The organism is Amycolatopsis plumensis (genome assembly GCF_042652605.1).
GTDB classification, from domain to species: domain Bacteria; phylum Actinomycetota; class Actinomycetes; order Mycobacteriales; family Pseudonocardiaceae; genus Amycolatopsis; species Amycolatopsis plumensis.
The window spans coordinates 6,928,295-6,940,771 of record NZ_JBHSJY010000001.1; the positions used below are offsets into that span (position 1 = coordinate 6,928,295).

The 12,477-nt window shown below is 70.9% G+C and carries 11 protein-coding genes and 1 pseudogene; 4 read left to right on the forward strand and 8 right to left on the reverse strand.

The features are described 5' to 3' along the window. Positions 1–76 precede the first annotated feature (76 nt). Positions 77–1,294: an IS110 family RNA-guided transposase gene (locus tag ACFPLC_RS33615; RefSeq protein WP_378191428.1), complete on the reverse strand. Its 1,218-nt coding sequence runs from the start codon at positions 1,292–1,294 to the stop codon at positions 77–79. A gap of 227 nt (positions 1,295–1,521) precedes the next feature. Between ACFPLC_RS33615 and ACFPLC_RS33620 the strand changes: the two genes are divergently transcribed. Continuing rightward, positions 1,522–1,992: an Asp23/Gls24 family envelope stress response protein gene (locus ACFPLC_RS33620; RefSeq protein ID WP_378191426.1), complete on the forward strand. Its 471-nt coding sequence runs from the start codon at positions 1,522–1,524 to the stop codon at positions 1,990–1,992. 9 nt (positions 1,993–2,001) lie between these two features. Here the strand turns inward: ACFPLC_RS33620 and ACFPLC_RS33625 are convergent, their stop codons facing one another. The 5 genes and pseudogenes from ACFPLC_RS33625 to ACFPLC_RS33645 form a co-directional block, all read right to left on the reverse strand. Next, positions 2,002–2,352: an anti-sigma factor antagonist gene (locus tag ACFPLC_RS33625; protein ID WP_378191425.1), complete on the reverse strand. Its 351-nt coding sequence runs from the start codon at positions 2,350–2,352 to the stop codon at positions 2,002–2,004. 77 nt (positions 2,353–2,429) lie between these two features. Then, on the reverse strand, positions 2,430–5,123 hold the full coding sequence (locus ACFPLC_RS33630; RefSeq protein WP_378191423.1) for a SpoIIE family protein phosphatase: 2,694 nt from the start codon (positions 5,121–5,123) through the stop codon (positions 2,430–2,432). Between the two features lie 113 nt (positions 5,124–5,236). Further along, positions 5,237–6,442 carry an MFS transporter gene (locus ACFPLC_RS33635; protein WP_378191421.1) on the reverse strand — a complete coding sequence of 402 codons (1,206 nt, stop codon included), beginning with the start codon at positions 6,440–6,442 and terminating at the stop codon, positions 5,237–5,239. Between the two features lie 82 nt (positions 6,443–6,524). After that, the gene (locus ACFPLC_RS33640) at positions 6,525–6,983 is read right to left on the reverse strand and encodes a LysR substrate-binding domain-containing protein (RefSeq protein WP_378191420.1); all 459 of its coding nucleotides are present in this window, start codon (positions 6,981–6,983) and stop codon (positions 6,525–6,527) included. Beyond that, positions 6,958–7,662: pseudogene (locus ACFPLC_RS33645) on the reverse strand (CaiB/BaiF CoA transferase family protein); the annotation flags it as partial. The pseudogene ACFPLC_RS33645 and the gene ACFPLC_RS33640, both read right to left, overlap by 26 nt. Before the next feature lie 116 nt (positions 7,663–7,778). Between ACFPLC_RS33645 and ACFPLC_RS33650 the strand changes: the two are divergent. The 3 genes from ACFPLC_RS33650 to ACFPLC_RS33660 all read left to right on the forward strand — a co-directional run bounded on the left by ACFPLC_RS33650 (position 7,779) and on the right by ACFPLC_RS33660 (position 10,549). Continuing rightward, entirely contained in the window at positions 7,779–8,573 is a 795-nt protein-coding gene (locus tag ACFPLC_RS33650) for an IclR family transcriptional regulator (protein ID WP_378191418.1), read from the forward strand. 148 nt (positions 8,574–8,721) lie between these two features. Continuing rightward, a complete protein-coding gene (locus tag ACFPLC_RS33655) occupies positions 8,722–10,116 on the forward strand; it encodes an MFS transporter (protein ID WP_378191416.1) in 1,395 nt (464 codons plus the stop codon). Between the two features lie 160 nt (positions 10,117–10,276). Next, the gene (locus ACFPLC_RS33660) at positions 10,277–10,549 is read left to right on the forward strand and encodes a DUF1883 domain-containing protein (protein ID WP_378191414.1); all 273 of its coding nucleotides are present in this window, start codon (positions 10,277–10,279) and stop codon (positions 10,547–10,549) included. Positions 10,550–10,572: 23 nt separating this feature from the next. Here ACFPLC_RS33660 and ACFPLC_RS33665 read toward each other — a convergent pair whose 3' ends face one another. Both ACFPLC_RS33665 and ACFPLC_RS33670 read right to left on the reverse strand, forming a co-directional pair. Beyond that, the gene (locus ACFPLC_RS33665) at positions 10,573–11,373 is read right to left on the reverse strand and encodes a methyltransferase domain-containing protein (RefSeq protein ID WP_378191413.1); all 801 of its coding nucleotides are present in this window, start codon (positions 11,371–11,373) and stop codon (positions 10,573–10,575) included. A 104-nt stretch (positions 11,374–11,477) separates the two neighbouring features. Further along, positions 11,478–12,428 (reverse strand): Leg1-related protein, encoded by a 951-nt coding sequence (locus ACFPLC_RS33670; RefSeq protein ID WP_378191410.1) that lies wholly within the window; start codon positions 12,426–12,428, stop codon positions 11,478–11,480. Positions 12,429–12,477: the final 49 nt, after the last annotated feature.

Consider the following 12,477-nt stretch of genomic DNA (forward strand, 5'->3'; position numbering starts at 1 on the left):
GGTCGTGACGATTTTCCGAACCGGCTGTCTGTCCTGTGTGGAGGAAACAACATGCGAAGGAGTCTCAATGAGCGTGTCAAGCGGCAGCTGCGGCCGTGCCCGGTGGTGAGGGATGGAATTCACGGCCGTCGCGCAGGAGCGCCCAGACGACGTCAACCAGGCGTCGGGCCAGGGCGATCAACGCCTGGGTATGCCCCTTCCCCTCACCGCGTTTTCGCAGGTAAAAAGCCCGCGAAGGACCATCAGGCCGTTTGATCGCCGAGAGCGCGGCCAGGTAGAACACCCGACGCAGACCACGGTGATAGCGCTGCGGGCGATGCAGGTTGCCCCGCACCCGCCCCGAATCACGCGGCACCGGCGCCAGCCCAGCATAGGCCGCCAGATGCCCGGAGCTGCGGAACGCAGCTCGCAGGTCCCCACCGGTCCCGGCCAGCAACTGGGCACCCAGGACCGGGCCGAACCCGTCGAGGCTGGTGATGTGCCCCGCATCGGGATGCTCACCGAACCGTTCGGCGAGTTGCTTGCCCAGATCTTTGATCTCCCGATCCAGCTCCAGAAGCTGCTGCGCGAGCCGCGCGATCAGCGGCGCGGTCACCGGTTCTCCGGCCAGGACAACGGTTTGCTCGGCCGCGGCCGCCAGGGCCTTGTCCACCATGGATGGGATGCCCTTGGCCCACGCGCCGTGCTCGGTCAGATAAGCCGACAGACCGGCTGCTCCGGCCGTGCGGATGCCGGCGGGAGTCTGGAAGCCGGTCAGCAGCACCAGCGCCGAGCGGGTCGAGTAGTCGAACGCACGCTCCAGCGCAGGAAAGATGCTCGCGAGCAGCTCCCGGACCCGATTGACCCCGCGCACCCAGTCGGCCAGCAGGTCGTCCCGGCGCGCGGTGAGGATCTGCAGGTCGGCCACGACCGCGTCGGGGCTGGTGATCGGGGTCAGATCGCTACGGAGGCGGGCGGTTTCGGCGATCGTGCGCGCATCACGCGCGTCGGTTTTCCCCTCGCCGGCGAACGCGTCGGACATCCGGTTAACCAGCCGGCCCGGGACATAGACCACCGGCTGGCCGGTGGTCAGCAGCAACGTGATCAGCAAGCTCGCCGCACCGGAAGTCATGTCCACCGCCCACACCACCCCACCAGTGGCTTTCGCGGTGGTCCGGGCGATCAGCTGCTCGATCGCGGCTTGGCCGTTGGCCACCTTCCGCGAGAACACGACCTTGCCAGCCGCATCCACCGCGCAGGCGTGATGGAAGCTCTTGCCGACGTCGATCCCCACCCACACCTTCCCCACGGCCATCCGGCCAGTCCTCCTGTCTTCCCAGTTCAGCCCCGTGGACGACCCGCCGGCATCTCCATAAACAGCGACCACAGCGCAGATCTCAATCAGCGGCCAGGGCATCCAGAACGACAGAGCGGCCACTCCTCAGAAGCCACCACGAGAGGCAAGACACCATCAGCCACACCCCATCGCCCTGGGCATCCAGAACATCCCGTCCTGAACACCAACAATCTTATGGAGCCACCATGACGACGGCCGCTGCCACCAAGGTTCCCGCGCAGACCGGTTCGACCCAGCCCGCCACGAAAACCGATGGCGCGCTGGCCACTGCCCAGGGTTCGACCTCGATCTCCGACGTCGTGGTCCAGAAGATCGCGGGCCTGGCCACCCGTGAAGTTCCGGGCGTGCACGCCCTCGGCGGGGGCGCCGCGCGGGCGTTCTCGGCCATCCGCGAGCGCATCCCGGGCGCGACCGCTTCGGCGGGTCAGGGCGTGTCGGTGGAGGTGGGGGAGAAGCAGGCCGCCGTGGACCTGCAGGTGGTCGTCGAGTACGGCGTATCCATCGCCGACCTCGCCCGGACGGTGCGCCGCAACGTCATCACCGCGGTCGAGCAGATGACCGGCCTGGAGGTGGTCGAGGTGAACATCCACGTCGGCGACCTGCACCTGCCCTCCGACGACGACGGCGAAAGCACCGACACCGGCCGGGTGCAGTGACCTGTCCGGTCACGCCGGAGTGGGCGGCTCCACGGAGAGCACGGTGTCCAACCCGAGCCGGGTCAGTTTCTGGCGAGCGACCGCGGAGGCCAAGACGCGCAGTTGACGACCTTCGTCGAGGCACTGCTGGGCGACGGCGACCAGGGGGACGACGGCCTCGGTGGTCAGGTGCGTGACAGCCGAGAGGTCCGCCACGATGGCTGTGCCGCGCGGGGACGCGGCGGCCGGCGCGAGGAGCTGCGCGGCGGCCTCGGCGTCGTCGAGTTCGGCCGGCGCACGCACCGTGATCGCGTCGGCGATGTCGGCCGGTGTCCCGAACCGCGGGACTCCGTTCTCGTAGGGGTCGGTCATCGTGCTCATCGCCGGTCCCGTCCGGGCAAAAAGCCCCTCTGCTTCGTCTCGCGTTCCAGCGAGCCCAGGATAGCGGCGGAGGCCGGTCAGCTGACCTGCACGGCCAGCGCGCTGCTTCCCGTCGCGGTCAGGCCGGCGAGCTCGAGGATGCGCAGTGGCGCCGAGCCGGCGCGGGCGAGCACGGTCAGCGAGGTGCCCCGGCGTCGCGTCAGCGCGGCCGCGTCCAGCAGCAGGGCGATGCCGCAGCTGCTGAGGTAGGTCACGTCGGCGAGGTCGATCTCGATTTCGGTGGCGGTGGCGGTGCCGAGGTGGTGCAGGACGGCGGGCCGGAGGTCGTCGATCGTGGTGAGGTCGAGGTCGCCGGACACGTGCAGGACCAGGCGTCCGGGGGTGACGTCGTCGACGGCCAAGGCGGCCGGTGCCGGGTCGGGGACGGTGATCGGTACGGGTGCCGGCTCGGTTTCGGGCGCGGCGGCCGCGATCGTGAAGCGGACGGTGGTCCCGTGGTCGTCGTGGTCGATGCGGAATTGCTCGGACAGCGCGGTGATGATGGCGATTCCGCGTCCGCGGTGGCTGTTGTCGGCGGGCTCGGGGCGCCAGCGGCCGTTGTCGTGCACGACGACGTCGAGCTGCCCGGCCGCGGTGCGGGTCACCGTGTAGGCGGCTTCGCCGCGGTCGCCGGGGAAGGCGTGTTCGATGGAGTTGGCGACGGCTTCGCCGAGGGCCAGGCTGAGGTCTTCGTGCAGTTCGGGGGACAAACCGGCCTGGATCGACCAGCGGGCGAGGTCGTCGCGGACGGTGTGCAGCAGGGCGATGTCGGCGGTCGTGCGCCGGTGCAGCGGTGGTGGCATGAGCCGGACCGCGAGGAGAGCGACGTCGTCGTCTTGGCCCGTGTCGAGAAGAGCGTCGGTGATCGCGGTGACCTGGGGGGCCGGCGGCAAGGCGTGGAAGCGTCCGGCGGCTTCGCAGAGCCGCCGAAGGCCGTCGTCGATCAGCTCCTCGCGGCGCTCGACGAGCCCGTCGGTGTACAAGATCAGCGACGCGCCGGGAGAAAGGGTGCCTGTGTGCTGCTCGTAGTGCGTCGAAGCGGGGGTGCCGAGGATTCGGCCGCGTCCGGTCAGCAGCCGTGGATGGCCTGCCTCGACCACGACGGGCGGCAGGTGCCCGGCGGTGGCCCAGGTCAGGGCGCCGGTTTCCCAGTCCAGCGTGAGGCACGCGCAGGTGGTGCCGGCCGCGCCGTCGGTGCGGGCGGCGAAGGCGTCGAGCCGGTCGAGGGCCGCGGCCGGGCCGTGGCCGTCGAGCAGGCTGCCGGCCAGTGCGGTCCGCAGCTGTCCCATGACCGCGGCGGCCTGGGGGCCCTTGCCGACGACGTCGCCGACCGACAGCGCCACCCGGGAACCGCCGAGCGGGATGAGTTCGTACCAGTCGCCGCCGGTCTGGGCGTGGACGGTCGCCGGCCGGTACCGGGCGGCCGCGGCCAGTCCGGGCAGTTCGGGCAGCTCACGGGGGAGGAGGCTGCGTTGCAGGGTTTCGGCGATCTCGTGCTCCCGTTGCAGGAGCAGGTCGCGTTCGGCCTCGCGGCGGCGGCGTTCGGTGACATCGCGGCCGATGGCCTGCACGCCCGACGGGGTGGCCTGGATGCTGAGCTCGAGGGCGATCTCGGTGCCGTCGGCGCGGCGGACCTGGTGGATCTCGCTGACTTCCAGGACGGTGCCGGGGTCGGCGATCACCTGCCGCCAGCGGTGGTCGCCGCCGTCGTCGAACAGGGTGGTGATCGGGGTGCCGAGCAGCTGCTCGCGGGTGTAGCCGAGCAGCTCGCAGGCCGCCGGGTTGATTTCGACGAATCGCAGGTCGCGGTCGAGCACCCAGATCGCGTCGGTCGCGCGTTCCACCAGCAGCCGGTGGCGCTGCTCGCTGTCGCGCAGCGCGCGCAGGGCGTGGGTGCGCTGGATGGACTCCCAGCACCGGCTGACGACGAGCTCGACCAGCTCGACTTCGGCGGCGCTCCAGTGCCGGACGGTGGCCTGGTGGACGGCCATCGCGGCGGCGAACCGGCCGCCGCGCAGCAGCGGCACGCAGATCACCGCGCGGATCCCGGTGACGCGGTAGGCGTCGAGGTCGGCGGGGGCGAGCCGGTCGTCGGTCAGGCTGTCGTCGACGACCCAGGACCGGCCGGCCCGCATCGCGGTCACGCACCCGTCGCCGAACTCGGACATGGCGAAGCGGCCGGGCAGCGGGGGCAGGCCGGTGGCGTGGTCGCCGCTCATCAGGAAGTGGTCCTGGTCGTCTTCGGCCTCGGCGTAGGCGCAGCGATCGGCCTCGAGGTATTCGCCAAGGCGCCGGGCGGCGTAGACCATGATCCGCTCGGCGTCGTCGAACTGCTGCAGACCCCGCTCGAACTCGGCGAGGAAGCGCTGACGTCCGGTTTCGGAGCGCCGTTCGGAGAGGTCCAGGAGGATCCCGTGGGCCGCGCCGTCCGGGGAGACCCGGCCGAGTTCCTGCAGCCAGACCACCCGGCCGTCCGCGGCCAGGGCACGGTAGATGAGTTCGTAGTCGCCACCCCGCGCCCAGCGTTCCGCTCGGGTGCGCGCGTAGTGCTCGGTGTCCTCGGCGTGGACGACCGACAGCGCGAAGCCCGGATCCGCCAGCCAGGCGGCGGGTGGGTGGCCCAGCAGGGCCTCGCACCCGGCGGAGACGAAGGAGTACACGCCACTGGCGGCGTCGGCTGCCCACACCACGGCGGGCAGCCCGCCGACGATCTCCGGCAGGGGTGGGTGCATCGGCTCGACTCTCCACGGGGGACGCCGGTCGCGGAACCGATCCGGCGACCAGCCACAGAGACTACCTGCGGTCGCGCAACAGCGCTCGCACACGAGAGCCGGCGGCGGCCGGATCAGCCCGCGTCCGGTCGCCGGGGACGGACGATCCCGACGACCAGGGCGAGCAGAAGCGCAGCGGCGCCGACGACGAGCAGGGCCGGGGAGAGCCCGGTGGTGACCGTGGCCAGGGCGAGCACGATGAGCGGGCTGGCGAACTGGCCGATGAACAGGGCCGAGGTCCAGACGCCCGTGCCGCGGCCGCGCTGGGCGAAGGTCAGGCCGCCCAGCGCCCAGGTGAGCAGGGCGGGCAGCATCAGCCCGTTGCCGAGGCCCGTCACGACGGCGCCGAGCACCACGACCGGTACCGAGGAAGCCAGCCCGAGGAGCAGGATGCCGAGTCCACAGAGGACGAACGCCGCGGGGATGGTGGTTTGGGGGCCCAGTTTCGCGAGGCGGGGGAACAGGTACGCCGCGACGGCGGTGGCCAGCGAGCCGATCGCGCTGACCAGTCCGACGGTGGCGGTGTCGGTGACGCCGATACCGTCGAGCACATAGGACAGTTCGACGATCAGGACGTAGAACACGAGACCGCCGGCCAGGGTGACGCCGACCGGCGCCAGGAAGGTGCGCCACGGCAGCGGCGGCAGCTTCTCGCGGGTGCGCGTCTGCGGCGGCTGCCAGATGACCCGGGCGGCGGCGAAGGCGAGCGGCAGGCTGACCGCGTAGAGCCAGAACGGCGTGCGCCAGCCCCAGGAACCCAGCAGACCGCCCACGGCGAAGAAGACCGTCGCGGCGAGGGTGGTGTAGACGGTCTGCAGACCGAAGTACCGCTCTCGGCGAGGTCCGTGGAAGTAGTCGGCGAGCAAGGTCGTGCAGCACGTCATGATCGCGGCCTCGGTGAGCCCGACCAGCACCCGGCTCGCGACGATCAGCGGCAGGGACGTCAGCCACAACGGCGCGGTCCCGACGAACGCGTAGACGACGAGCGCGCCGACCAGCAGCCGCTTGCGGCCGAGCCGGTCCACGACGCGGCCGGCGATCGACGCGGTGAGCCCGATGACCAGCGCCGGCACGGTGAGCACGATCGGCGTGAGGGTCGTGACGCCCGGGGTGAGCGCGAACGCCTCCTGGATGCGGGGCAGGACCGGGGCGAGCAGCACCGCGCCCAGCACGGACAGGCAGCTGGCGAGCAGCAGCACGAGCGCCTGGGCGGGGCCGGCCTGCCGTCCGGTGGCCGGGTCGGCGGCGAGCGGGGGAGCGGAGACGGACTGATCGGACACGGGCAGCTCCGGAAGGCACGAGCCGGTCCTCGGCGACCGGCGTGTGCGTCGAAGTGTCAGCCACCGTGCGGGGATGCGGAAATCACTTCTGCCGAAGCGGGATATCGACGCTGTCGATGCCGATCACCGCCCGCGTGACGACGTCGCGCAGGTAGCGGTGCTCGGGGTCGTCGTCGTACATCGGGTGCCACCACATGGCTTCCACCAGGGGACCCGCCTCGAACGGGCACGGCAGGGCGCGCACGCCGAGTGCGTCCGGGATCCCGTCGGCCAGGCGCCGCTGGAGCAGCGCGACGCGGTTCGTGCCGGCGACGAGTCCCGGCACGGTCAGGAAGGTCTCGGTGACCACCTGGACGTGCGGTTCGATCCCGAGCATGCGCATCTGCCGCGCGGCGGGCGTGGACGCGGTGGGGCCGTGGTAGGTGACGACCCACGGCATCGTCTCCAGCTGCGCCACGGTCAGCGACGCCCCGACGTCGGTGTTGTCCGCGGCGACCAGGCACACCCATTCGTCGCGGCAGCGCGGAGCCGGCGGGTTCACGCACGACGCCGAACGCGTCGAAGTCCGGGAGCAGCGACTCCATCAGTGAGTAGACGGCTTCGTACAGCGCCACGTCGACCACCTCGCCCGGGGTCGCGCCCGGCTCGCGGTCGCGCCGGAGCAGGCCCATCAGCGCGCCGATCACCGCGTAGAGCCCGGCGACGGAGTCGGCGAGGCTGACGCCGACTCGCGTGGGCGGCCGGTCCGGGTAGCCGGTGAGCGCGCGCAGGCCGCCGATCGCCTCGGCGACGCCGCCGAAACCGGGCCGGTCGCGGTACGGGCCGGTCTGGCCGTAGCCGGAGACCCGGACGACGACCAGCCGCGGGTTGAGCGCGCGCAGCTCATCCGGGCCCAAGCCCCAGCGCTCCAGGGTGCCGGGCCGGAAGTTCTCGAGCAGCACGTCGCTGCGATCCGCCAGCGTGCGGACGATCTCCTGGCCTTCGCGGCGGCGCAGGTCCACGGTCACCGACCGCTTGTTGCGGCCGAGCGTGCGGAACAGCAGCGAGGTGTCGCCGTCGTGCAGCCGCCAGCGCCGCAGCTCGTCTCCGCTGCCGGGGCGCTCGACCTTGACGACGTCGGCGCCGAAGTCGGCCAGCAGCCGGCCGGCGGTCGGCGCGGCGATGAAGTTTCCCAGTTCGACCACCCGGATGCCCGCCAAGGGTCCGGTTCGCTCATCCATGCCCGACTCCAAACCACTATGTGAGTTGCCAACTCAGAATACGGTTGAGTGTCGCGGAGTCAACAGCGGCGAGCGTGGCTAGACTGTGCGGCACACCACGGGCACGGGGCGGGGCGATGGCAGAGGAAGAGCGCAGCGGCACGACGCCGGTGCTGGTGCTGCGCAAGTTCAAGCAGATCCTCGAGTCGTTCACGATCGACAACCCCGAACTGACGCTGCAGCAGATCACCCGGTCGACCGGGCTGCCGGCCAGCACGTGCCAGCGGCTGGTGCACAACCTGGTGCGCGAGGGCTTCCTCGACCGCTACGACGACACCTACCGCGTGGGACTCGGCCTGGTCCGCTGGGCGGCGCCCGGCACGTTCGGCCTCGACCTGGTCCGGCTGACCCGGCCGGTGCTGCAGCAGCTGCGCGACGAAACGGGCGAGACGGCGTGCCTGTACGTCCGCGATGGCGCCTACCGCACGGTGATTTCGCTGGCCGAGTCCCGGCATCCGGTGGTGCGGCTGTTCGTCGTCGGCATGGTGATGCCGCTGCACGCGGGCTCGGCAGGCAAGGTGTTCCTGGCGTGGGACAAGCTCGCCCTCAAGGACGCCATCGGGCACGGCCTGGCCCGCTTCACCCCGCGCACGGTGGTCGACCTCGACCTGCTGTCCGAGCAGCTCGGGCAGATCCGCGAGGCCGGGTACGCGGCGAGCTTCGAGGAGCGCGACCTCGGCGCGGCGTCGTTGAGCGCGCCGGTGTTCGGGCTCAACGGCGAGGTCGGCGCGGCCATCGGGATTGGCGCGCCGACGCAGCGGTTCACCGCGGCCGACGTGCCGCGGCTGGCGCCGATCGTCGTCGAGGCGGGCCGGCGCGCTTCCGAGCGGCTCGGGTACCGGCCCGGCGGGGAGCGCGTCGCCGCGCTCTGATCTTCCGCGACGCCCGATTCCTGCCGGATATCGCCTTGTTGCCCGTTGACGTGGTCCGACGCTGTCCTGTCCCTCCTTGACTCCACGCGGCTTCCGTCACATCATGAGTCGGCCAACCACATCGTGGAGAAGTCAAAGGAGACGACGGATGGCGAACATCCCCGAGGCTGCCGTGCCGGGCACCGGCACGATCGCGGGCCGGCTCGACCGGCTGCCCATCACCCGCACGCACCGCCGGGCCACCGTCGCCGTCGGGCTCGGGCTGTTCTTCGACTTCTACGAGGTCTTCCTGACCGGCGTGCTCAGTTCCGTGCTCGTCGAGGAGTTCAAGCTGACCAAGGCGGATCTGCCGCCGCTGCTGGCGTCGACGTTCGTGGGCATGTTCTTCGGCGCCCTGCTGCTCGGCCGGCTCGCCGACCGGTTCGGCCGCCGCGGCGCCTTCCTGCTCAACCTCGGGCTCTACTCGCTCTTCTCGCTGCTCGGCGCGTTCAGCGGCAGCGCACTGATGCTGCTGGTGACGCGGTTCTTCGCGGGCATCGGCCTTGGCGCGGAGCCGCCGCTGGCCGATACCTACCTCACCGACCTGCTCCCGGCCCGCAAGCGTGGCCGGTTCATCGCCTGGGCGTACACGCTGGCCTTCTGCGGCTTCCCGGTCGTCGGCTTCCTCGCCCGCGGGCTCACCGAGCACGAGATCTTCGGCATCGAGGGCTGGCGCTGGCTGTTCGTGATCGGCGCGCTGGGCGCCGGCGCGGTGTTCCTGCTCCGGCGCGGCCTGCCGGAGTCGCCGCGGTGGCTGGAGTCCGTCGGCCGCACGGAGGAGGCCGAGCACCTGGTGGCCGGTCTCGAAGCGGAGGCGCGCGGCGGCGTCAACGAAAACCTCGCCCCGCCGCGCGGCACCACCCGCAAGCGCGCCGGGGCGCCGGTGCGGGAACTGTTCGGCCGGGGGATGCGCCGCCGCACCTGGATGATGGTCGTCTTCCACATCCTGCAGACGCTCGGTTACTACGGCTTCGGCACGCTGGTGCCGCTGGTGCTGGCGGCGAAGGGCTATGCCGTTTCGCAGTCGCTGCTGTTCGCCGCCCTGACCTACCTCGGCTACCCGGTCGGCTCCGCGTTGTCGCTGCCGATCGTGGAACGCGTCGAGCGCAAGTACCTCGTGGTCGGCTCGGTGCTGGCGATGGCGGTGTTCGGCATCGCGTTCGGGTACGCGGGCTCGATGACGTTGATCCTCGTCTTCGGTTTCCTTTACACGGCGACCAGCAACCTGTTCTCGAACGCCTTCCACATCTACCAGGCCGAGATCTTCCCGACGGCGCTGCGCTCGACGGCCTCGAGCGGCACGTACTCGCTGTCGCGGCTGGCCAGCGGCGCGATGCCGTTCGTGCTGGTGCCCCTGCTGAACTCGCACGGCCCGACCGCGCTGTTCCTGGTCGTGGCGGGCGCGTTGGTGGTGGTCGCGGCGGACATCGCGCTCCTCGGCCCCCGCACCACCGGCCGCCGCCTGGAGAGCGTCAACGACGAGGCCGCCCCACTGCGACGATGACAAGTCTCGTCGGTCGGCATAACCGACCGTGAATTCCTCACCCATTCGGTGCTGTAACAGTGGATTCAACGAATTCGACCCTATTGAGGTGATGTTTTTAGCCCAGCCTCCGGTTGAAAAAGCCGAGCGGAGGACGACTTTCGTCTTCCCGGAGGTACCCATGGCATCGGAAGTGGCGGTGTTCGACCTCGGCTGGTTGAGCAGATCCACCACCGTCCGGGTCGAACTGGACGTCATGGCCAACGTCCGGCTGATGACGAAGGCCAATGTCGAGGCGTACACGAAGAGAATCGCCTACCGCATGCTCGGCGGAGTCGCGACAATACGGCCCTTCGACATCGAAGTCCCGGCGGATGGGCATTGGTATGTCGCGGTGGACACCGAAGGATTGACCGCCAGCCGTTTTCAAGCCGAGGTCACGATCGTCGCCTGAACACTCGCCACGGACTCCCGCAATCAGGCGCGGGCGAGCACTTCTCCGTGCGGGATCATCAGCCAGCCGTCGGGGTGCGCCGCCCAGTCCTGCCACGCCGCGGCGATGGCGTCGAGGTCGGCCTGCGTGGCCAGTCCGCGGTCGAGCGCCATCCGGCCGACGGAGGAGTGGATCCGCTCGGCCCACATGTCGCCCCACGTCGCGCGTTCCTCCGGGGTGGCGTAGCACCACACCGAAGCAGACGGCGTGACCTCCGTGAACCCGGCTTCGTGGGCCCACGCGAGCAGCCGCCGGCCGGCGTCGGGCTCGGCGTCGTTGCCGCGGGCCACGGCCCGGTACAGGTCCTGCCAGTTGTCCAGCCGTGGATCCTCGGGCCACCACCGGAACGCGCCGTAATCGGCGTCGCGCGCCGCGACGACTCCGCCGGGGCGCGTCACCCGCCGCATCTCGCGGAGCGCGGCGACAGGATCCGAAAGGTGCTGGAGCACCTGGTGGGCGTGGACGACGTCGTAGCTGTCGTCGGGATCGGAGAGCGAGTACGCGTCGTCGACGGCGAACTCGACGGACACCCCGCGTCGAGCGGCGTTCGCCCGGGCAGCGGGAAGCGGGTCTTCGGTGATCTCGACCCCGCGCACCCGCCCGGGCGCGACGGCTTCGGCGAGGTCGACCGTGATGCTGCCCGGACCGCAGCCGACGTCGAGCAGGTCCAGGCCCGGGCGGAGCAGCGGCAGGAGGTAGGCCGCCGAACTGGCTGCGGTGCGCGCGGCGTGACTCGCCACGACGACCTCGGCGTGGCCGTGGGTGTAGACGTCCTTGCCTGCCATGGCCAACCCGACCTCTCAAATAGTGAGACAGTGCGTCCGCATGGTGAACGCTACTCCTGGCCGCCCTCCTCGGGCAATGGACTGCCGCGGACGGCGAGCCAGGATTACGGGCGCAGCAGGTGACCGAGCATCCGCCTGCGGGCGGCGGCGTTGTCGCGCCGGGGGTCGAAGATCGCGTCGAGCAGGGTCAGCACGTCGTCCCGAGCCGCTCTGGTGCGCATGATCCGCCGCCACAGCCACAGGTTCAGCGCGTAGTGGCGGGGTGAGGTGGTGGCCAGGCGGACGACGTTGGCGACGTTGCGCCGGACCTTGTCCGGAAGCGAGCGCAGGTCGGAACGGCGCTCGAGCAGCGTTTCCGGCAACACGTCCAGGCCGTGCTCGGTCATGAAGCCGAAGTCGGTCCGCCAGGCCGCCGCTCCGAGGTAGTCGACCATCCGGCACCAGCCACGCAGGAACGTCAGTTCGAGCGGTGCATACGGGGCCGGGTCGATGCCCGCGATCTCCGTGACCACGACGTCGAGACAGGTCTTGTGCGCCTTCCACAATGCGATCCGGAGCGGCTCGAAGTCGGTCGTGGCCCGGGTGTCGGTGACCATCGCGAAGTAGCGCCGCCACTGCTCGACGCTGGGTGTCAGCTCGTCCGGGACCACGCCGCCGCGCACGTACCGGAACCGGGCCGCGCCGGGGGCGTCGGCGATTTCGAGCGGAGCGACCACACCGGCCCGTTCCGCGCCCAGCCACGGGATCACGCTCAGCGTGTAGTTGCCGTAGGCCCATGGCGCGTCCGGATCGATCATTCCGTCAGCGCGTGTGGTGGCGCCCAGCCGCCCGGTGCGGCACTGCCACTGGAGCTGGAACGCCCAGGCCCACAGGGGATTGTGCCGGTTGTCGGCCCCGAACAGTCCGTCCGCGTTCGTGGCGTCGATCAGGTGCCGGTAGGCCGCCATCCGGTGCTCGAACCGGAACGGGTCGAACCGGTCGGTCAACCCCGGCGCGGAGACCCAGACCGCGTACAGGTCGAGGTCGGCCAGCTCCCGAGGATGGACTGAGGTCACGCGCCGAATGTAGCGCGGTCCACCCGGCTGGTCGGGCAATTCTTGACCG